Here is a 21,412-nt window from a genome sequence, read left to right on the forward strand (position 1 = left end):
GCGTTGTCCCGGCCGCGAAGGGATGATTCCATTCCTCCGTGACGAATGATGCTCCCCGGGCCGCGGCCCGCCTCGTCGGCGTCGACGTGGGCGGGACCAAGACGCACGTCCGCCTGATCGACACGGACGGCGCGGAGGAGGACCTGATCCTCCCCTCGAACGACTGGCGGGCCGGCGAGCTCTTCGCCGACCCGGGCAACCTGCCGCGCCTCGCCGACGTGCTGCTCCGCCTGCGCCCGCTCGCCGAGGACGCCGTGCTGGTCCTCGGCGTGCACGGCTGCGACACCCCGGGCCAGATGCGGGAGGCGACCGCGACGCTGTCGCTCCGCCTCGGCCGGCCGGTGACGGTCGTCAACGACGCGGAGCTGCTCGGCTTCGCGGAGCAGGAGGGTCCGAGCATCCAGATGATCGTCGGCACCGGTGCCGTGATCTGCGGGACGACCGCGGACGGCGTGCGGATCACCGTCGACGGCCACGGCTGGCCGCTCGGTGACCGGGGGAGCGCGCACGACCTCGTCTCGACGGCGGTACGCGAGACCCTCGCGGCCTGCGACCGCGGCCGGGCTCCCGGCGACGGGGCCGAGGACCCTCTGATCGGCGCCGTCCTGTCCGCGTTCGGCGCGAGGGACGCCGCCGAGCTCGCTGCCGGGGCGACGCGCATCGCCGGCGGGGCGTCCTGGGGCGCCTTCGCGCCGCTCGTCTTCGCGCAGGCGGCCGGCGGCTCGGCCCTCGCCCAGCGGATCGTCGAGGACGCGGCGGAGGCGCTCGCCGGCGGGGTCGCCGCCCTCGTGCGGCGGGGCGCGCTCGGCTCCCTGGTGGTCGCGGGCGGCGGCGTGATCGTCAACCAGCCCGCCTACGAGCGGCGGATCCGCGAGCGGCTGGCCGAGGAGGCCCCGCAGCTCGACTTCGTCGTCGTCCGGCGCCCGCCCGTGGTCGGCGCGGTCGCCCACGCGAGAGCGCTCGCGGTGGCGCGGCGCCCGCTTCCGCGCGGGGTGCCGGAAGCGTGACCGGCGTCACCTCCGGGGCCACCGCCCCCGGCACCGCCGTCCGTGTCTTCGACTCCTTCGCGGAGGCCTCGCGGGCCGCCGCCGACCTGGTCGCTGCGCGCGTCCTCGCCGATCCGCGCGCGGTCCTCGGGGTCGCGACCGGCTCGACTCCCGCGCTGCTCTACCGCGAGCTCGCCGCCCGGGTCGCTGCGGGCCGGATCGACTTCTCCGGAGTGAGCGCCTTCGCTCTCGACGAGTACGTCGGGATCGCCCCCGGCCACCCCGAGAGCTACCGCGCGGTCCTCGACCGCGAGGTGCGCGTGCCGCTCGGGATCGGCTCCGTGCACGTCCCCGACGGCGCTCGCGCGGACGGCGAGCAGGCGGGCCGCGACTACGACGCCGCGATCCGGGCGGCCGGCGGCATCGACGTGCAGATCCTGGGCATCGGCGGCAACGGGCACATCGGCTTCAACGAGCCGGGCACGCCGCACGACATCGGCACGCACGTCGTCCGGCTCGCGCGGAGCACCCGGGAGGCGAACGCCCGGTTCTTCGGCGGGCGCCTCGATCTGGTGCCGGAGTCGGCGATCACGCAGGGGATCGCGACGATCCTGTCCGCGCGCTCGCTGGTGCTGCTCGCCTCCGGCAGCGTCAAGGCCGAGGCCGTCGCCCGCGCGCTGCTCGGACCGGTCGGCGTGGACTGCCCGGCCTCGGCGCTGCAGGGGCATCCGGACGTCGCGGTGCTGCTCGACCGCGAGGCGGCCGCGGTGCTCGAGCGGTGGCTCGGCTGAGCGGGACCTCGTCGGAGATCGGCGTCCGCGCTCAGCGCCGGCGCCACCAGCGGCGGCGCGGCGGCTCCGGGATCTGCGCGTCGGCGGCCGCGAACCGGGCGCTCCGGCGCTCGGTCCAGGCGGCGACCTCGGCGTCGATGTCGCGGAGCGGCGTGACCACCGGCGGGCCGCCGAGCAGCTGGCGGCGCGCCTCGACGACCCGCTTGTTGAAGTCGGCGAGCACGGCCCGCACCTCGGACTCGCGCATCAGCCGGTCGAGCTGCTCGTCCAGCCGCCGGTCCTCGGCGCGGAGCAGGAAGGCGGCGGGACCGATGCCGGTGAGGTTCTCGCGCTCGATCTTGCGGCGGATCCACCAGTCCGGGTCGTGGTGCTCGCCGAGGCCCTCGAGCGGCTTGCCGGCGCCCGGCAGGCCGTCGAACTCGCCCCGGCGGATCGCCTGCTGGATCGACGTCTCGATGAACGCGGCGCGGTCCTCGGCGTTCTCGGGCAGCGAGCCGGTGCGCTCGTCGCCGGTCTCCGGGCGGCCGCCGGTCGCGCGCTCCGCGGCGTACCGGGCGGCGCGATCCCTGGCTTCGGACATGAAGACCTCCTCTCCCTCCAGGCTAGAAGACCCCCGCCGAGGAGGGGTACCGTGCGGTGGCATGCGCGACCTCGTCTACTACATCGCCGCCTCGCTCGACGGCTGCATCGCGGATCCGGCGGGGGACGTCTCCGCGTTCCCGACCGCGCCGGAGACCCTCGCCGACCTGTTCGAGCGCTATCCGGAGACCTGCCCGGCGCACCTGCGCGCGGCGCTCGGCGTCACGGCGTCGCCGCGCCGGTTCGACACCGTGCTGCTCGGCCGCCGGACCCACGCCCCCGCGGTGGACGCCGGGCTCGTCGACGGTGCGTACCCGCACCTGCGCCAGATCGTGGTGACCCACGGACGCCTGCCCACCTCCGACCGGGTGGAGACGATGGCGGGCGACGTGCGGGCGCAGGTCGCGGCGCTCAAGCGGGAGCCCGGGCGCGACATCTGGCTCTGCGGCGGCGGCGACCTCGCCGCGCAGCTGATCGAGGAGATCGACGAGATCCAGGTGAAGATCTCGCCGCTGCTGCTGGGCGCAGGGGTCCCGCTCTTCGGCGGGCTCCCGCAGCCGGTGACGCTCGAGGCCGTCGACCTGCGCGCGCTGCCCGGCGGAGTGGCGCTGGCGACCTACCGCCGGCGGGACAGCGGTCAGTTGTAGGACCGTACCGACACGTTCTGGCCGAGGGCCGTCCAGTCGAGACCGGGGGAGTCCTCCGGCTCGACGCCGTCGGGATGCACCTGCACGACGACCGAGGTGCGCTGCGACACCTCCAGGTCGCCGCCTCCGCCGCAGCCGCTCACGGGCCCGTCGTCGCCGTCGATGATCACGCAGTGGTCGTCGCCGCGGATCGACGAGCCGAGATAGACGTCCACGCCCTCGGCGCTGCCGACGAAGCGCACGGAATCCGGTTCGATCTGCTCGCTCACGTCGCCGAGATCCGGCAGCACGTCGCGCTCGTCCCGCGTCCGGTCGAAGTCCGAGTAGGGCGTCGGTCCCGCGCAGCCCGCGAGCAGCGGCAGGGCGAGCAGAGCGATCGCGGCGGCGGTGGCTCTTCTGTGCGGGTGGTTCCGTGGCATCGCGTCCCCCTCGTGCTGCGGTGTGCTCACCCTAGGCGCGCCGCACGGTGAACAGCCAGCCGGAGAGCTCCTCGTCGCCCTCGCTCCGCCGCGCGAAGCCCATCGCGTAGGCGTGCCCCTCGGCGTCGGGCTCCGAGTGCGGCCCCCAGTCGATCTCGGGGACCGGCCTGCGCGTGTCCGCGGTGGAGCGCAGCGGCTCGAGCGCCGCGGAGCCGGGCCGGACCGTCCAGACGCCGTCGTCGCGCCGGGTCATGCGGGTCCGGATCGCCGCGACGGATGTCACGACGCCCTCGATCCACACCGTGTCGGCGGCTCCTGTCGCGTCGCCGTAGCGGTCGAGCATCCACGGCGTCTCGTCGAGGTCGCCGCCGAAGAAGCCGCCGCGGTGGGGGACGGCGAGCCGCCGGATCCGGTCGCCGACGGCGACGACCTCGCCGTCCTCGTCCAGCTCCGAGGTCGTGCAGAGCGCCCGGAGCAGCGCCTCGCCCTCGTCGGCCTGCACGGTCACGGGCCGCCGAGCCAGTGGTCGATGCGGTGGTGGTCGGGGGTGAAGCCGTGCTCGACGCCCCAGAGGACGGCCTGGGTGCGGCTGGAGGCGCCGATCTTGCCGTAGACGCTGCGGATGTAGGACTTCACCGTGTTGGGGCTGAGGTAGGTGAGGGCGGCGACGTCGGCGTTGCTCTTGCCCTGGGTGATCAGGGCGAGGATCTCGGACTCGCGGTCGGTGATGCCCTCGTGGCGGCCGGGCCAGTCGAGGCCGGGGGCGGTGCCGGCGCGGCGGGGCGGCTCGCTGACGACGAGCTCGCCGGAGCGGACGGCCTCGAGGGCGGCGACGAGCTCGCGGGCGGGCAGGGTCTTGGAGAGGTAGCCGCGCACGCCCTGGTCGAGGGCGTCGGCGACGAGGTCGGGGTGGAAGTTCCAGGTGTAGACGACGACGTGCTCGGCGCGCGGGTTGCGGACGAGGTCGGCGAGCTCCTGCAGGTCCGACTCCGGCTGGGCGAACGAGTCGTAGAGGACGATGTCGATGCGGTCGGAGAGCGCGGCGTTCGCGTCGATCTCGGCGACGACGACGCGGTCGCGGTAGTGGTCGAACATGTGCGCGAGGCCCTTGAGGACGACGTCGTAGTCGTCGACCAGGGCGACGGTCAGGGGCGCCGGCATGCTCTGTCCATCCACGGACCGTACCGCGCCGTCGGGCATCGTGACTACACCCCCAGGGGTGTACCGGCCACCCCTCCGCGACTGCTTGGGTTGCCCATCGGCTCAGCGACCGCAGAGCCCCACCGCACGGTCCGCCGTGCTCGACAGGAAGGTGACTCCCGTGCTCGGACTCATCATCAGCCTCATCGTCGTCGGCCTCATCGCCGGCGCTCTCGCCCGCCTCATCGTGCCCGGGCGCCAGAACATCAGCATCCTGATGACCATTGTGCTGGGGATCGTCGGATCCTTCGTCGGCGGCTTCCTCGGCTTCCTGATCTTCCAGCACGACCCGATGGAGGGCTTCCTCCAGCCGGCCGGGATCATCGGCTCCATCATCGGCGCGATCATCGTGCTGTTCCTCTACACCCGCTTCGGCGGACGCGCCCGCAGCCGCGCCTGATCGGATGCGGAACGACACGACGCCGGCCCGGGAACACTCCCGGGCCGGCGTCGTCGTGCGTGCGGAGCGCGAGCGGTGCCGCTACTCGAGCAGCTTGCCCACGGTGGCGACCTCGCGGATCAGCGCCTGGATCTCCTCCGGGACCGCGGGGATCTCCTCGCGGGTGATGCCGGTGGACGGCGACCAGACCAGGTTGACCTGCAGCGCCGGGTCGATGTCCGGGTAGTCGCTGCGGTTGTGGCAGCCGCGGCTCTCGCGGCGCTCCAGCGCGGCCTCGAGGGTGGCCCGCGCGGCCATCGCGGCCGACTTCAGGTCGAAGGCGTGCGCCAGGTCTTGGAAGCCCGCGATGTCCGGGTGGATGCCGATGCCGGCGATGCGCGCCTCGATCGCGTCCAGCTCGGCGAGTCCGGCCAGCAGGCCCGCCTCGTCGCGGACGACGCCGGCGTGCTCGGTCATGGTGTTGCGGATCGCGCGCTGCAGGGCCCTTACGTTCTCCTCGCCGTCGGCGGCGAGCAGGTCCGCGATCTCGTCGCGGGCGACCTGCACCGACGCGGCGGAGCGGGTCTGCGCGGTGAGCGACGCGGAGTACTCCGCGGCCGCCTGGCCGACGATCCGGCCGAAGACGAGCAGCTCGATCAGCGAGTTGCCGCCGAGGCGGTTCGCGCCGTGCAGCCCGCTGGACGCCTCGCCGATGGCGTAGAGGCCGGGGACGTCGGTGCTGTGGTCGTCCGAGCGGACCCAGACGCCGCCCATCGAGTAGTGCGCGGTGGGCGCGATCTCGATCGGGTCCTTCGTTATGTCGAGCATCTGCAGCTCGAGCATCGTCTGGTAGACGCGGGGGAGGCGGGTCATGATCGTCTCGCGCGGCAGGTGCGAGACGTCGAGCCAGACACCGCCGTTCGGCGTGCCGCGGCCCTCCTTGATCTCGGTGTAGCAGGCGAGCGCGACGCGGTCGCGGGTCGAGAGCTCCATCCGCTCGGGGTCGTACTTGCCCATGAAGCGCTCGCCGAGGCCGTTGCGGAGGATGCCGCCCTCGCCGCGGGCCGCCTCGGAGATCAGCGTGCCGGCCGCGTTCTCGGGCTCGATGATGCCCGACGGGTGGAACTGCACCAGCTCGGGGTCGCGCAGGCGGCCGCCGGCCTCGACGGCCAGGCGGAACGAGTCGCCCGTGTTCTCGTCGCGGCGCGAGGAGGTGCGGCGCCAGATGCGGTTGTGGCCGCCGGCGGCGAGGATGACCGCGTCGGCGTGGATGAGGTAGCGGGTGCCGTCGACGAGGTCGAAGCCGTAGGCGCCGAAGACGGCGCCGTCCTCGTCGACGAGGATGCGCGTCACGTAGACGGTGTCGAGGATCGGGATGTCGAGCTGCGCCGCCCGGTTGACGAGCGTGCGCTGGATCTCGAGGCCGGTGTAGTCCCCGGCGAACGCGGTGCGGCGGTAGGTGTGCGCGCCGAAGAAGCGCTGCGAGATGCGGCCGTCGTCCTCGCGAGCGAACGGCATGCCGTAGCGCTCGAGGTCCTGGATGCCGCGGGCGGCGTTCGAGGTGACGATCTCGACCGTGTGCGGGTTGGCGAGCTGGTAGGACTCGGTGATGGTGTCGGCCGCGTGCTGCTGCCAGCTGTCGTCGGGGTCCATCGTGGCGAGGGCGGCGTTGATGCCGCCGGCGGCGAGCGAGGTGTGCGCGTCCGACTTCGAGCGCTTGCCCAGCGCGAGGACGTCGACGCCGGCCTCGGCCAGCTCGATCGCGGCGCGGAGGCCCGAGCCGCCGGTGCCGATGACGAGAACGGAGGCGGAGATCCGGCGCTCCGGGGTCGTGGTGGTCGCTGAAGTGGTCATGACTCCACGCTAGGCAGAGTGCCTTGATTACTCCAATGCATAATGCTGGGGCCCGCCATGCGCTTACGCTATGGCGATGAACTTCGAGCAGCTGTCCGGATTCGTCGAGGTCGCGCGCCTCGGCAGCTTCACCCGTGCCGCGGAGGAGCTGCATCTCGCGCAGCCCTCGCTGAGCCGGCAGATCTCCTCGCTCGAGCAGGACCTCGGCTCCGAGCTGTTCCAGCGGGCGCGCTCCGGCAGCACGCTCACCCCGGCCGGTGAGCTGCTGCTGCCGCTCGCGAGGCGCATGCTCGCCGACGCCGAGTCGGTGCGCCGCGAGCTGGCCGAGCTCGCCGGGCTCGAGCGCGGGCGGGTCCGCTTCGGCGCGACGCCCACGCTCTGCATCAGCCTGGTCGCGGAGGTGCTGCACGCCTTCCACGCGGCGCACCCGGCGATCGAGCTGCACCTGGCCGAGGACGGCTCGCGCAGCCTGCTCGACCGGCTCGCGCGCGGCGAGCTCGACCTCGCGCTGGTGACGACCTCGACGGCGGCGGCCGTCGGTGCGTTCACGGTGACACCGCTGCTCGTCGAGGAGCTCGTCGTGGTCTCCTCGGCGGCCGAGCCGGCGCTCGCCGACGGCGACGCCCTCGGACTGGCGGCCGTGGCGGGTCTCCCGCAGATCGTCTTCAACTCCAGCTACGACCTGCGCCGGACGACCGATGCCGCCTTCGCGGCCGCGGGCCTGGTGCCCGACGTGGTGCTCGAGGGCGCCGAGATGGACGCGGTGCTGCGCTTCGCCGAGCGCGGTCTCGGCGTCGCGATCGTGCCGGCGATGGTGCTGCAGGGCCGCCCCGGGCTGCGCTCGATCCGGATCGAGGAGCCGACGCTCAGCCGCACGATCAGCCTCGCCCGCCCGGCGGACCTCGCGCCGACGGCGGCGGTGCGGGTCATGCAGCGCACGATCGCGGCGACGGCGCGCGCGTTCGCCGCCCGGGCGGGCGGCACGATGCGGCTGGCGGAGGGTCAGTCGGAGAGGACTCCCGACCGCGCGTAGCCGCGGCTGCGGATCGAGAGGACCGCCGCGCCGAGTGCCGCGGCGATCACCGAGCCGGCCAGCACGCCGACCTTCACGTGCTCGTCGGCCTCGCTCCCGACGCCGAAGGACAGCTCGCCGACGAGCAGCGAGACGGTGAAGCCGATGCCGGCGAGCATCGACATGCCGACCAGGTCCGGCCAGCGCAGCGCCGGGTCGAGGCGGAGGCCGGGCAGGCGGGTGATCAGGAAGGTGGTCGCGAGGATCCCGAGCGGCTTGCCGACCACCAGGCCGACGATGATGCCGAGGGCGATGCTGTCCTGGAACGACTCGACGAGGCCGGTGAGGCCGCCGATGGTGACTCCGGCCGAGAAGAAGGCGAAGACCGGGACGGCGACGCCGGCCGAGACGCCGCTCCAGCGGTCGGCGAAGTGCGCGGCGAGTCCGTCGTACTCGGGCTCGCCGTCGCTGCCGGTTCCGGTGCGGACGCGGGCGCGGGCGGTCGCGACGACCGGGACCGCGAAGCCGAGCAGCACGCCGGCGACGGTCGCGTGGATGCCGGAGGCGTGCACGAGCGCCCAGGTGGCGACGCCGAGCGGGATCAGGAGCCACCAGGTGCGGACGCCGCGCTGGACGAGGACGGCGAAGATCCCGAGCGGGACGAGCGCGAGCAGCAGCGGCAGGAAGGCGATGGCCGAGGTGTAGAAGACGGCGATGATCGTGATCGCGAGCAGGTCGTCGACGACGGCGAGGGTGAGCAGGAAGGTGCGCAGGGCGACCGGGAGGCTCTTGCCGACGACCGCGATCACGGCGACCGCGAAGGCGATGTCGGTGGCGACCGGGATCGCCCAGCCCTGCAGGGCGTCGGGGCCGGCGGTCGCGTTGATCGCGACGTAGATCAGGGCGGGGACGGCGACGCCGCCGAACGCGGCGGCGACCGGGAGGGCGGCGGTGCGCGGGTCGCGGAGCTTGCCGACGACGAACTCCTCCTTGAGCTCGAGGCCCACGACGAAGAAGAAGATCGCGAGCAGTCCGTCGGCCGCCCAGGCGCCGACGCTGAGATTCAGGTGAAGCGCCTCGGGGCCGAACTCGTAGTCGCGGACGGTCTCGTAGAAGCCGGCCGCGGGCGAGTTGGCGAGGACCAGGGCGAGGACGGTCGCGCCGAGCAGCAGGGCGCCGCCGACGGCGTCGGAGCGCAGCGTCTGGCGCAGGCCCCGCCAGATCGCGTGCGGCGCCTGGTGGGTGGGCTCGGAGGCAGGAGTGTGGGGCACGGAGGGGCTTCCTTCGGGAGGTCGTCGGATCACGTGAGAACACGGCAGAGGGCCGCGTCCGCCGACCAGACTTCCCGGCACACCGCCGACCATCGTACCGGGCCGTTCCTCCCTGCACTCGGACGATCCCTACACTCGGACGATGCGACACGGCATCGTCATCCTCCCGCAGGAGCCCTGGTCCACCGCCCGCCGCAAGTGGCAGTCCGCGGAGGGGCTCGGCTTCGACCACGCCTGGACCTACGACCACCTCTCCTGGCGCTCGCTCGCCGACCAGGTCTGGCACGCGACGATCCCGACGCTGACGGCCGCCGCGGTGGTCACCGAGACGCTGCGGCTGGGCACCTTCGTCGCCTCGCCGAACTTCCGGCACCCGGTGCCGTTCGCGAAGGAGATCGCGACGGTCGACGAGATCTCGGGCGGCCGCTTCGTCCTCGGGGTCGGCTCGGGCGGGACGGGCTTCGACGCGACGGTGCTCGGGCAGGAGCTGCACTCGCCCAGGGAGCGGCACGAGCGCTACGTGGAGTTCGTCGCGGCGCTCGACGTGCTGCTGCGGCACGAGGAGCCGGGCTCGGGCGGGATCGACCTCGACGGCGCCTGGTTCACGGCGCGCGGCGCCCGGATGGTGGGGGAGCCGGTGCAGTCGCCGCGCGTGCCGTTCGTGCTCGCGGCGAACGGGCCGAAGGGCCTCGCGCTCGTGGCCGAGCGGGCGCAGGGCTGGGTGACGACGGGGCCGGAGGGCCGCAGCACCGAGGAGTGGTGGGCGGCGGTCGCCGAGCTCTCGCAGCGCCTCGACGACGCCCTCGAGGCCGCCGGGCGCGACCCGCGCTCGATCGAGCGGCACCTCTCGCTCGACTCCGGGCCGGACTACTCCCTCGAGAGCGTCGACCGCTTCGCCGACTCGGCCGGCCGCGCCGAGGCGCTGGGCTTCACCGACGTGATCGCGCACTGGCCGCGGACGGAGGGGCTGTACGCCGGCGACGAGGACGTGCTCTACGAGGTCGCGGCTCGGTTCTGAGGCGCGGGCGGGCGTCGCAGTCCACGGGCCGCGAGGGCGACGCAGGCGAGGATCGCGAGCGCGGTCGCCGCGAGCAGCAGCGGCATCGGCAGGGCGACGGCCAGCGCCGCCAGGATCGCCGGCACCAGGAAGCCCGCGTAGGTGACGGAGTAGTAGACGGCGGTGACGCTCGCCAGGTCGCGCGTCTCGACGAGGGCCTGCGAGGCGGTCAGTCCGGAGACCATCGCGAGACCGTAGCCGCAGCCGAAGACCGGCGCGGCGACCAGGACCGGCCAGAGCTGCTGGCCGACGGCGGCGGGGATCAGCAGCAGAGCGCCGAGGGCGGTGAGCGCGCCGCCGACGAGGGCGCCGCGGCCGCGCAGCAGCGCGAGAAGCGGGCCGGAGAAGAGCTGGGTGACCCAGCCGCAGCCGAGGGTGATCACGGTGACGAGGGTCGCGAAGCCGACGGTGAGACCCGGCAGGCGGTCGGCGACCAGGCTCGGCCCGACCGCGAAGGACAGGGCGGGTGCCGCGAAGACCCAGGGGGCGAGCGGCAGGACGACGGCGGCGAAGCGGGCGCGGGCGGGGCGCGGGATGCTCAGCTCGCCGGTCAGGCGGCCGGCGGACGGGTCGTAGGCCCGGGTCTCGGGTGCGCGGAGGAGCACGAGGACGGCGGCGACGCAGGCGGCGGACTGGACGATGTAAGGGAGCACGGTCGGCCAGGGGCCGAACTGCGCGAGCGCGCCGCCGACTCCCGCGCCGCCGCCGAAGCCGATGGTGAGCATCGCGGAGGCGCGGCGGGCGCCGGCCGAGGACGCTCCGGTCGCGATCGAGAGCTCCTTGATCCAGGCCGTGCCGACGACCATCCCCGCCGCGACGCTCAGCCCGCTGATGAAGCGGCCGACGCCGAGCCCGAGCACCGAGGCGGGGGAGCAGGCGAGCACGACGCTGCCGAGGATCCCCAGCACGAGGCCCGCGAGCAGCACCGGCCGCCGGCCGAAGCGGTCAGACCAGCCGCCGGCCAGCGCGAAGCCGGGCACGATGCCGAGGACGTAGGCGGCGAGCAGGATCGTGACCTGCGTCTGGGTGTAGCCCTCGAGCTGGCGGTAGAGCTGCATCAGCGGCAGGAACTGGTTGCCGCCCCAGCCGAGGACGACGAGCGACGGCGCGACGAGGAGCCAGGAGCGCGCGGAGGGAGCGGACGATCCGGCGGGAGAGGGGAGCGGCACGGTCCATAGTGGCGCACCCGAGCGGCTCGCGGTCAGAGCCGCACGACGAGCTTCCGCGCGGACACGCCCGCGTGCAGCCGGTCGAGCGCGCCCTGCACGGCGCCGAGACCGGTGCCGACGACCTCGGGCTCGGGCGCGCAGCGGTGGCGGCCGTCGGCGAGCGCGCTCGGCAGGTGATCGCGCCAGAGCATCGGTCCGACCTCGTTGCCCATCAGCGTGGCGCCCCAGACGTAGCGGGCGCGGATGCCGCGACGGCGGGCGGCGAGCTGGAGGCGGAGGTTCGCGCCGACCAGCCGCGACATCGTCCGCACGAACGGGAGCGAGAGCCCCGCCCTGCGCGGCAGGGAGCCGAAGGAGACCGAGGGGCTGGCGAGGGCGACCCGGCGGGCTCCGGTGGCGGCCGCGACGGCGACGCAGGGCTCGGCGGAGCCGGTGCCGACCGCGAGGATCCCCGCCACCTCCGCGCCGCCGATCGCGGCGACGACGTCCTCGACCGCGCTCGGGCCGCGGTAGTCGACGACCACGTCGGCGCCGAGCTCGCGGAGGCGGGCGTGGTTGCCGGACGAGGCGGTGGCGACGACGCGGTGGCCGGAGGCGACGGCGAGCTGGATCGCGTTGCTGCCGACGCTGGTGGCGCCGCCCCAGACCACGACCGTCCGGCCCGTGGCGACCGGCTCGGCCGAGGGGTGGGGCAGCGCCAGGTGGTCCTTCTGGAAGAGCGCGGTCGCGGCGGTGGAGACCGCGAGCGGCAGGACCACGGCCTGCTCGTCCGCCAGCTGCGGCGGGATCGGCGCGGCGAGATCCGCGCGGACGACCGTGTACTCCTGGAAGCCGCCCTCGGCGTCGTGCCGGCGACCGCGCTCCATGCCGACCGCGTAGGCGACGACGCGGTCGCCGACGGCGAAGTGGTCGACGCCGGGCCCGACCGCCGCGACCTCGCCGGCGACGTCCTCGCCGAGGATCGAGGGGTAGGGGAGCCAGCGGTACATCAGGTCGCCGGTCCACTGCTTGAGCTCGTCGAGCGGATTCACGGCGACGGCGCGGTTGCGCACCAGCAGCTCGCCGGGCCCGGGCTCGTGCAGCGCGGCGGGACCGACGACCAGGTCGGCGCGGGGCGCGGGGAGGCGCGCGGCGGAGTTGGTGAGAGCGGCGGTGTTCGAGGGCAAGGGGTCTCCAGTGCTCGACGGCATGACGTGTCATCACTCTAGCCCTGATGACACGTCGTGTCATCGGCTAGCCTGGCTGCATGTCACGCTGGGCCCCCGACGCCGCACTGCGCCTCGAGCGCGCCGCGATGGAGCTGTTCGCCGAGCACGGCTACTCCGCGACGACGGTGCCGTCGATCGCCGAGCGGGCCGGGCTCACGACCCGCACCTTCTTCCGGCACTTCGCCGACAAGCGCGACGTGCTGTTCCTCCGCGAGCGGGAGTTCCCGGAGGTGGTGGCCCGGCTGCTCGCCGGGGCACCCGCAGGCCTGGACCCGCTCGGGCTGCTGATGCACGGGCTGGAGACGGTCGCGGCGGGGGACCTCGAGGGCTGGCGCGGCGAGATCGCGGCACGGCGGGCGGTCGTGCTGTCCGAGCCGGCGCTGCGCGAGCGCGAGCTGCTGAAGTCGGCGGTGCTCACCGACGCGATGCGCGACGCGCTGGTCGAGCGGAGTGTCCCGCTGGAGGACGCGGCGCTCGCCGCCCGTACGGCGGCCGCGCTCTTCGACGCGTCGCTGGAGCAGTGGCTCGGGGAGCGAGACAGCACGCTGGTCGTGGTGCTCCACGAGCAGTGCCTGCGGCTCCGGAGACTGGTGAGCGCGGCGGAGCAGGCGGGCTCGCCCGAGTAGGCGAGCCCGCCGCGACTCACGCCTTCGAGGTGGCCGTCGCGTTGCCGACGACGCCCTGGGGGGTGGACGTGGTGTCGGTCAGCACGAAGCGGATCTCCTGCGGGAAGGCGGTCGGCTTGACCCGCACCCAGGTCGTCTCCGCCGCGCGGGTCAGGGTCCAGGAGTAGGTGTAGAGGCCGTCGGTCAGGACGCCCTGCACGCCCGGGGCGAGGCTGGTGGTGTCGTAGGTGATCGTGGACACCGGCTTCGCGGAGGTGATGACGTACGTCCAGCCGGTCTTGTACGAGGCGTAGTCGCCGTCGTCCGGGACCGCGGTGAAGTCGGTGCGCGCGTAGCCGGTGTTGTTGGTCGCCTTCAGGCTCGGGTCGCCGACCGACTGGCGGGTCGCCGAGAAGGTCGGGTTCGGGTAGGTGTCCGGCTGGCCGGGGACGACCTCCACGGTGGAGGCGCTCGCGAGCGGCGCCGCGGCGGCGACGGCGATCACGGGCAGCGACCAGGCCGCGGCGACGGCGACGGAGCGGCGCGAGGGGGAGAGCGGGGAGAGCGGGGAGGAGGTGGGCACGGGGTCCTTTCGGGGCCGGGAGGGGGGAGTTCCGTCCAGAAAGTAGCGACAGCCGCCCCGTCCTTCCGCGCCAGCACCCGCCCCGCCACGGCCCCTCTCAGGGGGAGGGAGCACGCCGTTCCTGGGCTCCGGCTGACACGGCCGGGTAGAACCGCCTAGTCCCGGAGAGGTCCTCGTTAGCCTGGTCCGCATGGCCAGAACCGTCTCCACCACCACCGCCGTCGACCGCGACGGCATGCTCGACTTCGTGCGACCGCGGCACCGGATGCTCGTCGCCACCACCCGCGCGGACGGCCGGCCGCAGATGTCGCCGGTGTCCGGCGGTGTCGACGCCGAGGGCCGCCTGGTGATCTCGACCTACCCCGGCCGGGCGAAGACCCGCAACGCCGAGCGCCGCTCCGCGGCGTCGGTCCTCGTGCTGTCCGACGACTGGAACGACGCGTGGATCCAGGTCGACGGCGACGCGGAGGTCCTGCACATGCCCGAGGCGGAGGACGCGCTCGTCGACTACTACCGCAGCATCTCGGGGGAGCACCCGGACTGGGACGAGTACCGCGCGGCGATGCGCCTGCAGGACAAGTCGCTGCTGCGCATCACGCCGACGCGCTGGAGCCCGATCGCGACCGGCGGCTTCCCGGCCGACGTCGCGGCGCGGCTCGACGCCCCTCGCACCGACGTCCTGAACCCCGACGACCGGGCGTGATCCGCCCTCGCCTCACCCGGGCCGGCCGGGCCTGGCGCGACGCGGTCGCCGGCCCGCGGCTGCTGCTCGCGCTGAAGACCGCGGTGGCGGTGGGCATCGCCTGGGCCGTCGCGCCGCACGTGCCCGGCGTCGCCGAGCAGTACCCGTACTACGCACCGCTCGGCGCGCTGGTCAGCATGTACCCGACGCTGATGGGCTCGGCGAAGACCGGGCTGCAGACGCTGCTGGGGCTGGCGGCCGGCATCGGGCTCGCGGTGCTGGTCGTGGTGACGGTCGGCCCGACCTGGTGGACGATCCCGCTGATCGTCGGCATCGGCGTGGTGCTCTCGGGCACCGGCTGGTTCGGCGCGGGCCGCGAGTACGTGCCGATGGCGGCGCTCTTCGTGCTGATCATCGGCGGCGCGAAGGCGGAGGACTACTCGCTCGGCTACCTCGTGCAGATGGCGGTCGGCGTCGTGGTCGGGCTGCTGGTCAACCTTCTGGTCGCGCCGGGGCTGACCTCCGAGGCGGCGTCCGCGCGGGTGGACGAGTTCGAGCGCCAGCTCGGGCGCCACCTGCACGACATGGGCGCGGCCCTCGAGGAGACCTGGCCGCCCGAGCACGAGGCCTGGTCGACCAACGGCGAGCAGCTCGCGGCGACCGCGACCGAGGTGCGGCGGGCGCTGGTCGACGGCGACGAGAGCCGCAAGGGCAACCCGCGCGCTCTGCTGCACCGGCACAGCTCGCAGACCGACCACCTCCGGCTGGCCACCCTGGACGGGACGCTCTTCCACGTCCGCGACATGACGGCGGCGCTCGCCGACACGATCTGGAACCGCCCGGGTGCCCTGCCGTTCGACGCGGAGCTGGCGGCGCCGCTGAGCGCGGCCTGCCACGCGGTCGGCGACGCGGTGGTGACGGGCGGCTCGCCGGAGGACCGCTCCCTGGAGCCGGCGGAGAGGGCGGTCGACGAGCTCGCGCGCGCCGTCGACGCCCGCGCCGCGGCGACCGGGACGAGCATGGGCCCGGGTGTGCTGGTCGCGATCCACCTGCGCCGCATCCTCGTGGAGCTGCGCAGGGACGACCCCGTGCGAGCTCAGGGGGCGAATGCACAGGGATCGCGTGCGGAAGGATGAGGGGATGACTCCGGAGCTCCTCGACCGATTCGCGCACTGGTTCGACGAGGGGGCGCCGGTCGCGCCGTCGCTGAGCTGGGCGCTGTTCGACCGCGACGGGCTGATCGCCCGGCACGGTCGCGCGGAGCACCGGCTCGACGGCGCCGCGCCGGACGCCGGCACCGTGCACCGCATCGCGTCGATGTCGAAGAGCTTCGAGGCGGCGGCGGTGCTGATCCTCCGCGACCGCGGGCTGCTCGACCTCGACGACCGCGTCAGCGCCCACGTGCCGGAGTTCGCGGACCCGGTCGACGCCGCGGGGCGGGTGCTGCCGGTGACGCTACGGATGCTGCTCAGCAACTGCTCGGGGCTGCCCGAGGACAACGGCTGGGCCGACCACGTGATGGCGATGCCGCGGGCCGAGTTCCTCGCGCTGATCGCGCGCGGGCTGACCTTCACCGAGCGGCCGGGCGAGGTCTACCAGTACTCGAACATCGGCTTCTGGCTGCTCGGGGTGATCGTCGAGAACGTCTCCGGCGAGGACTTCGTCGCCTTCGCGACCCGGACGATCCTCGAGCCGCTCGGCCTCGCGAGCACGCGCTACGAAGTGGGCGCCTACCCCGAGGGCACCGACCTCGCGCAGGGCTTCAGCAGCTTCGACGAGGGCGCCACCTGGACCGCCCGCCCGTACACCGGCACCGGTGTGGGCGCCTGCGCCGCGAGCATGTTCAGCACCGTCGGCGACATCGCGCGCTGGAGCGCCTGGCTGTCGTCGGCGTTCGAGGGCGCCGACGGCGGCATCGACGACGGGGACGCCGACGACGCCGTGCTCAGCCGCGCCTCCCGCCGCGAGATGCAGCGCGGCTGGACTCCGGTGCCCGCGCTCAGCCCGCGGGCCGGGGAGAGCACGCTCGACGGCTCCGCCTACGGACTCGGCCTCGTGATCGAGCAGGACGTCCGCTTCGGCGCGATCGCGCACCACTCCGGCGGGCTGCCCGGCTGGTCCTCGAACATGCGCTGGCACCTCGGGTCGGGCCTGGGAGTCGTGGTCTTCGCGACGACGAACGGCGCCAAGCTCGCCGCCGCGGCCACGGGCCTGCTGCGCGCGGCGCTCGAGGACGCGGAGCCGCCGGCGCGCACGATCGCGGTGCACCCGTCGACGCTGGCGGCCGCGGCGGCCGTCGAGGCGGCGATCGTCGGTCCCGGTGACCCTGCGCGGGCCGAGGAGCTCTCCGGCGGCGTGCTGTTCAGCCCGAACCTCCTGAGCGACCTGCCCGCCGAGGTGCGCGCCCGCCGCCTCGCCGCGGTGCTGGCGGAGGTCGGCGGACTCGCGGAGGAGCCGACCGCCCGGCCCCTGCGCGAGCGGCTGCTCTGGAGCGCCTCCGCGGCCCAGGTCGCCTTCACGCTGCCCGGCCGGGACGGCGAGCTGGAGGTCCGGCTCGAGATGACGCCGACGATCCCCGCGCTGCTGCAGCGCCTCGACGTCGTGAAGCGGGAGGCGCTCGAGTCGCCGCCGGTGGTGCGCTCCTACCGCCCCACCCTGGACTGAGCGCACATCGGAACAGGGCAGGCTGGTCCGATGACTGCGCGCACTCCCGACGACCACCGCCTCGACCGGGTCCGTGTCCGCGGCGCCCGCGAGAACAACCTCCGCGACGTGGACGTGGACATCCCGCGCGACGCGCTGGTCGCCTTCACCGGCGTCTCCGGCTCGGGCAAGAGCTCCCTCGCGTTCGGCACGCTCTACGCGGAGGCGCAGCGCCGCTACTTCGAGTCGGTCGCGCCGTACGCGCGGCGGCTGATCGACCAGGTCGGGGTGCCGGACGTCGACGCGATCGACGGACTCCCACCCGCCGTCGCGCTGCCGCAGCGGCGCTCCGGCGGCTCGGCGCGCTCGACCCTGGGGAGCGCGACCACGCTCTCGTCCGTGGTGCGGATGGTGTTCTCGCGGGTCGGGACCTACCCCGAGGGCGCGCCGATGCTCCTCGCGGAGGACTTCTCCGCGAACACCGTCCAGGGCGCCTGCCCGGCCTGCCACGGGATCGGCCGCGTCTACGACGTACCCGAGGAGCTGATGGTGCCGGACGACTCGCTCTCGATCCGCGACGGCGCGCTCGCGGCCTGGCCGACCGCCTGGCACGGCAAGCAGCTGCGCGACAGCCTGATCTCGCTCGGCTACGACATCGACGTGCCCTGGGCGACCCTGCCGGCCGAGGAGCGCGAGTGGATCCTGTACACGCAGGAGTCGCCGCAGGTGCCGGTCTGGACGGATCGCGGGCCGGCCGAGGTGCGGGCGGCGGTGGCGGCGGGGGCCGAGCCGCGGTACATGAGCACGTTCCTCGGCGTGAAGCGCTACGTGATGGACACCTTCGCGGGCTCCAAGAGCGCCCGGATGCGCGAGCGCGCGGCCACGTTCCTGGTCAGCGTCGCCTGCCCGGACTGCCACGGCAAGCGGGTGAAGCCCGAGGCGCTGGCGGTGAGCTTCGAGGGGTTCGACATCACCGAGCTCTCGGCGCTGCCGCTCGAGGAGCTCGCGGCGCTGCTGGCCCGCGTGCTCGAGCCGAACTGGGTGCCCTTGGGCGGTGGCCCGCTCGCCCCGGAGACCCGGCTGGCCGCCCAGCGCCTCGTCTCGGACCTGCTCGGCCGGATGGCGCCGATCGTCGACCTCGGCCTCGGCTACCTGTCGCTGGACCGCTCCACGCCGACCCTGTCCTCGGGTGAGCTGCAGCGGATGCGCCTCGCCACCCAGGTGCTCTCGCGGCTGTTCGGGGTGGTGTTCGTCCTGGACGAGCCGTCGACGGGGCTGCACCCGGCCGACACGGAGGCGCTGCTCGGCATCCTGCGCGCGCTGAAGAACAGCGGCAACACGGTCTTCTTCGTCGAGCACTCGCTCGACGTGATCCGCGAGGCCGACTGGATCGTCGACATCGGCCCGGCGGCCGGCTCGGGCGGCGGCACCGTCGTCTACTCGGGTGAGCTCGACGGGCTGCGCGAGGCCGGCGAGTCGATCACCCGGCGCTACCTCTTCCCCGAGACCGCGGAGCCGACGCCGCCGCTGCCCGCCCGGCGGACGCCCGACGCGCAGGTCCGGCTGGTCGACGTGGCGCGCAACAACCTCCGCGGGCTCGACGTGTCGTTCCCGCTCGGCGCGCTGACCGCGGTGACGGGGGTCTCCGGGTCGGGCAAGTCGACGCTGGTCAATCGGGCGCTCCCCGACCTGCTCCGCGCGAGCCTGCAGGCGGATCTGGCGGGGGAGGGCCCGGAGCCGGACGAGTCCTCCTCCGACGACCCGCTGCTCGACGCCGACACCGCCGTCACCACCGGCAGCGCGACCGGTCCGGCGGAGCGGCTGCGCCGGGTCGTGCAGGTCGGCCAGACGCCGATCGGGCGCACCTCGCGCTCCAACGTCGCGACCTACACCGGGCTCTTCGACCGCGTCCGCGCGCTGTTCGCGGCGACTCCCGAGGCGAAGCGGCGCCGCTACGGTGCCGGCCGCTTCTCCTTCAACATGCCCAGCGGTCGCTGCCCGGTCTGCAAGGGCGAGGGGACCATGGAGGTCGAGCTGCTCTTCCTGCCGACGGTGCAGGCGCCGTGCACGGAGTGCGGCGGGACGCGCTACAACGCCGAGACCCTCGAGGTGACCTGGGGCGGGCGCTCGATCGCCGAGGTGCTCGCGCTGAGTGTCACCGAGGCGCGCGAGGTCTTCGCCGAGGAGACGGAGATCGGCCGGCACCTCGATGCGCTGCTCGACGTGGGTCTCGGCTACGTCGCGCTCGGGCAGCCGGCGCCGGAGCTGTCCGGCGGCGAGGCGCAGCGGGTGAAGCTCGCGTCGGAGCTGCGGCGGGCTCAGCGCGGCGACACGCTCTACCTGCTCGACGAGCCGACGTCGGGACTGCACCCGGCCGACGCCGACCGGCTGCTCGGCCACCTGCAGCACCTCGTCGACGCGGGCAACACGGTGATCGTCGTCGAGCACGACATGCGGATCGTCGCCGACGCGGACTGGGTGATCGACCTCGGGCCCGGCGCCGGGGACGCGGGCGGCGCGATCGTCGCGACCGGCACGCCGGAGCAGGTCGCGCGGGCGGAGGGCAGCCGGACGGCGCCGTACCTGCTGGCCGCGCTGGAGCGGCGCTCGTAGGGCATCGGCGTCGCGCGGAGGGGGAGTGTCCGGCGGGTGGCCGAGGGGCTAGCGTATGCCGCATGCCCGCCTCCTCCCGCCGTGTCGTCCCGGCGCTCCTCGCCTCCGCCCTCGTCGCCGGGGCTCTCGCCCTGCCGACGCCCGCCCTCGCCGATACCGCTGTGAAAGCGGGGACGAGCGGAGGCACCAGCTCCGGCGACCCGTACTTCCCCGGCCTCGGCAGCTCGGGCTTCGACGCGCTCAGCTACAGCCTGTTCCTCACCTACGACCCGGCGCCGCGGGCGCTCACCGGCCGGGCCGTCGTGACCCTCGCGCCGACGCAGGAGCTGAGCTCGTTCTCCTTCGATCTGCGCGGACTGACGGTCTCGAAGGTGTCGGTGAACACGAAGGGCGCCGCCTTCACGCAGGTCGGCGACGAGCTGACGATCACGCCGTCCCGCTCGCTGAAGAAGGGCGCGCCGACCCTGGTCGACATCCGCTACGCCGGCACGACCGGCAATCCGGTCGACGGCACCGGCGCCCCGTACGGCTGGTGGTCCACCGACGACGGCGCCCTGGTCGCCAGCGAGCCCGACGGCGCCTCGACCTGGTACCCGGTGAACGACTCGCCCGCCGACAAGGCCCGCTACTCCTTCACCCTCACGGTCCCGGAGGGGCGAACTGCCGTCGCCAACGGGGTGCCGGTGGGCTCGCCGGTCACCCGCAACGGCTGGACCACGTCGAGCTGGGTCGAGACCAGTCCGATGGCGAGCTACCTCGCGATGGTGAACATCGGCGACTACGACCTCGTCCGCTCCCGGGCGGGCGGCGTCGTCAGCATCGATGCGGTCGATCGCGACATCACCGGCGAGGCACGGGCGAGCACCGAGGCCGCCCTCGCGCGCCAGGGCGAGATCATCGACTACTTCACGAGCGTCTTCGGCGCCTACCCGTTCCGCTCGGGCGGAGCCGTCGTCGACGACGAGGAGATCGGCTACGCGCTCGAGACGCAGGGACGCTCGTTCTACTCGGGCAGCGCCGACACCTCGACCGTCGCGCACGAGATCTCGCACCAGTGGTTCGGCGACAGCGTCACCCCGCGGCTCTGGTCGGACATCTGGCTGAACGAGGGCTTCGCGACCTACGCCGAGTGGCTGTGGGCGGAGCACGACGGCGGCCCGACCGTCGAGGAGTCGGCCGCTGAGGTCGCGGCGATCCCCGCGGACGACCCGTTCTGGGCGACGCAGGTCGCGGATCCGGGGGCGCTCGGCCTCTTCGACAGCCCGATCTACGCGCGCGGCGGATTGACGCTGGTCGAGCTGCGCTCCACGATCGGCGACGAGGCCTTCGGCACGCTGCTGCAGCGCTGGGCCGCCGAGAACCGCTACGGCACCGTCACGACGGCCGACCTCCAGGAGCTCGCCGAGTCCGTCTCGGGCCAGGACCTGACCGCCTTCTTCGACACCTGGCTCCGCACCCCGTCGAAGCCCGCGGGCCTGTAGCCGCCTGCTGGTCGAGTCGCGTGCAGCGCGCATCGAGACCCACCGTTCGTGAGTGGGTGGATCTCGATACGCCCTCTGCGCGGGCTACTCGATCAGCATGGATCGGCACCGGCGTGCTGGGCAGGCATGACGGACTCATGTTGGTCGAGTAGCGCGCAGCGCGTATCGAGACCCACCCATCGGGCGACGGTGGATCTCGATACGCCCTCTGCGAGGGCTACTCGATCAGCATG

21 protein-coding genes are annotated in these 21,412 nt (G+C 74.0%); 12 read left to right on the forward strand and 9 right to left on the reverse strand.

Annotated elements, in window-relative coordinates; genetic code table 11:
* The first annotated feature begins 38 nt into the window (after positions 1-38).
* Positions 39-1,007, forward strand: a complete 969-nt coding sequence (locus C1I64_RS05760; protein ID WP_127886502.1) for an N-acetylglucosamine kinase — start codon at positions 39-41, stop codon at positions 1,005-1,007.
* Complete coding sequence (locus C1I64_RS05765) at positions 1,004-1,777, forward strand: glucosamine-6-phosphate deaminase (protein WP_127886503.1); 774 nt, start codon at positions 1,004-1,006, stop codon at positions 1,775-1,777. The genes C1I64_RS05760 and C1I64_RS05765 overlap by 4 nt, the downstream gene beginning before the upstream one ends.
* Positions 1,778-1,808: 31 nt before the next feature.
* Here the strand turns inward: C1I64_RS05765 and C1I64_RS05770 are convergent, their stop codons facing one another.
* A complete protein-coding gene (locus tag C1I64_RS05770) occupies positions 1,809-2,357 on the reverse strand; it encodes a DnaJ family domain-containing protein (protein WP_127886504.1) in 549 nt (182 codons plus the stop codon).
* A gap of 61 nt (positions 2,358-2,418) precedes the next feature.
* Between C1I64_RS05770 and C1I64_RS05775 the strand changes: the two genes are divergently transcribed.
* Positions 2,419-3,003, forward strand: a complete 585-nt coding sequence (locus C1I64_RS05775; protein WP_127886505.1) for a dihydrofolate reductase family protein — start codon at positions 2,419-2,421, stop codon at positions 3,001-3,003.
* Here C1I64_RS05775 and C1I64_RS05780 read toward each other — a convergent pair.
* Genes C1I64_RS05780 through C1I64_RS05790 form a run of 3 tightly spaced genes read right to left on the reverse strand, consistent with a single transcriptional unit; the run spans position 2,994 to position 4,583 of the window.
* Positions 2,994-3,422 carry a hypothetical protein gene (locus tag C1I64_RS05780; protein ID WP_127886506.1) on the reverse strand — a complete coding sequence of 143 codons (429 nt, stop codon included), beginning with the start codon at positions 3,420-3,422 and terminating at the stop codon, positions 2,994-2,996. The two genes, C1I64_RS05775 and C1I64_RS05780, sit on opposite strands and share 10 nt — an antisense overlap.
* A 31-nt stretch (positions 3,423-3,453) precedes the next feature.
* A complete protein-coding gene (locus C1I64_RS05785; RefSeq protein WP_127886507.1) occupies positions 3,454-3,930 on the reverse strand; it encodes a hypothetical protein in 477 nt (158 codons plus the stop codon).
* Entirely contained in the window at positions 3,927-4,583 is a 657-nt protein-coding gene (locus C1I64_RS05790; RefSeq protein ID WP_123445882.1) for a response regulator transcription factor, read from the reverse strand. The genes C1I64_RS05785 and C1I64_RS05790 overlap by 4 nt, the downstream gene beginning before the upstream one ends.
* Positions 4,584-4,743: 160 nt before the next feature.
* Between C1I64_RS05790 and C1I64_RS05795 the strand changes: the two genes are divergently transcribed.
* On the forward strand, positions 4,744-5,022 hold the full coding sequence (locus C1I64_RS05795; protein WP_123445883.1) for a GlsB/YeaQ/YmgE family stress response membrane protein: 279 nt from the start codon (positions 4,744-4,746) through the stop codon (positions 5,020-5,022).
* An 81-nt stretch (positions 5,023-5,103) separates the two neighbouring features.
* Here the strand turns inward: C1I64_RS05795 and C1I64_RS05800 are convergent, their stop codons facing one another.
* Entirely contained in the window at positions 5,104-6,855 is a 1,752-nt protein-coding gene (locus C1I64_RS05800; protein WP_127886508.1) for an L-aspartate oxidase, read from the reverse strand.
* Between the two features lie 76 nt (positions 6,856-6,931).
* On the opposite strand from C1I64_RS05800, the gene C1I64_RS05805 reads away from it, so the two are divergent.
* Positions 6,932-7,888 carry a LysR family transcriptional regulator gene (locus C1I64_RS05805; RefSeq protein WP_164874453.1) on the forward strand — a complete coding sequence of 319 codons (957 nt, stop codon included), beginning with the start codon at positions 6,932-6,934 and terminating at the stop codon, positions 7,886-7,888.
* Here the strand turns inward: C1I64_RS05805 and nhaA are convergent.
* Positions 7,858-9,138, reverse strand: a complete 1,281-nt coding sequence (nhaA, locus tag C1I64_RS05810; protein WP_425272895.1) for a Na+/H+ antiporter NhaA — start codon at positions 9,136-9,138, stop codon at positions 7,858-7,860. The two genes, C1I64_RS05805 and nhaA, sit on opposite strands and share 31 nt — an antisense overlap.
* A 142-nt stretch (positions 9,139-9,280) precedes the next feature.
* Here nhaA and C1I64_RS05815 point away from each other — a divergent pair, with 142 nt between their 5' ends.
* Positions 9,281-10,156, forward strand: a complete 876-nt coding sequence (locus C1I64_RS05815; RefSeq protein WP_127886511.1) for an LLM class flavin-dependent oxidoreductase — start codon at positions 9,281-9,283, stop codon at positions 10,154-10,156.
* On the opposite strand, the gene C1I64_RS05820 is transcribed toward C1I64_RS05815, so the two are convergent.
* Positions 10,132-11,364, reverse strand: a complete 1,233-nt coding sequence (locus C1I64_RS05820; protein WP_127886512.1) for an MFS transporter — start codon at positions 11,362-11,364, stop codon at positions 10,132-10,134. The two genes, C1I64_RS05815 and C1I64_RS05820, sit on opposite strands and share 25 nt — an antisense overlap.
* Positions 11,365-11,396: 32 nt before the next feature.
* Entirely contained in the window at positions 11,397-12,530 is a 1,134-nt protein-coding gene (locus C1I64_RS05825) for a zinc-binding alcohol dehydrogenase family protein (RefSeq protein ID WP_244209406.1), read from the reverse strand.
* Between the two features lie 80 nt (positions 12,531-12,610).
* Here C1I64_RS05825 and C1I64_RS05830 point away from each other — a divergent pair, with 80 nt between their 5' ends.
* Positions 12,611-13,198: a TetR/AcrR family transcriptional regulator gene (locus tag C1I64_RS05830; protein ID WP_127886514.1), complete on the forward strand. Its 588-nt coding sequence runs from the start codon at positions 12,611-12,613 to the stop codon at positions 13,196-13,198.
* 16 nt (positions 13,199-13,214) lie between these two features.
* On the opposite strand, the gene C1I64_RS05835 is transcribed toward C1I64_RS05830, so the two are convergent.
* A complete protein-coding gene (locus C1I64_RS05835) occupies positions 13,215-13,760 on the reverse strand; it encodes a hypothetical protein (protein WP_127886515.1) in 546 nt (181 codons plus the stop codon).
* Between the two features lie 190 nt (positions 13,761-13,950).
* Between C1I64_RS05835 and C1I64_RS05840 the strand changes: the two genes are divergently transcribed.
* From C1I64_RS05840 to C1I64_RS05860, 5 genes are all read left to right on the forward strand, one after another.
* A complete protein-coding gene (locus tag C1I64_RS05840; protein WP_127886516.1) occupies positions 13,951-14,463 on the forward strand; it encodes a PPOX class F420-dependent oxidoreductase in 513 nt (170 codons plus the stop codon).
* Positions 14,460-15,578, forward strand: a complete 1,119-nt coding sequence (locus C1I64_RS05845; RefSeq protein ID WP_244209407.1) for an FUSC family protein — start codon at positions 14,460-14,462, stop codon at positions 15,576-15,578. The genes C1I64_RS05840 and C1I64_RS05845 overlap by 4 nt, the downstream gene beginning before the upstream one ends.
* A gap of 4 nt (positions 15,579-15,582) precedes the next feature.
* Positions 15,583-17,106 carry a serine hydrolase domain-containing protein gene (locus C1I64_RS05850; protein ID WP_164874454.1) on the forward strand — a complete coding sequence of 508 codons (1,524 nt, stop codon included), beginning with the start codon at positions 15,583-15,585 and terminating at the stop codon, positions 17,104-17,106.
* 30 nt (positions 17,107-17,136) lie between these two features.
* Entirely contained in the window at positions 17,137-19,698 is a 2,562-nt protein-coding gene (locus C1I64_RS05855; RefSeq protein WP_127886518.1) for an excinuclease ABC subunit UvrA, read from the forward strand.
* A gap of 62 nt (positions 19,699-19,760) precedes the next feature.
* Positions 19,761-21,179, forward strand: coding sequence for a M1 family metallopeptidase (locus tag C1I64_RS05860; RefSeq protein ID WP_127886519.1), 1,419 nt, complete (start codon positions 19,761-19,763; stop codon positions 21,177-21,179).
* Positions 21,180-21,412 lie beyond the last annotated feature (233 nt).

Source organism: Rathayibacter festucae DSM 15932, assembly GCF_004011135.1.
Classification (GTDB): Bacteria; Actinomycetota; Actinomycetes; order Actinomycetales; family Microbacteriaceae; genus Rathayibacter; species Rathayibacter festucae.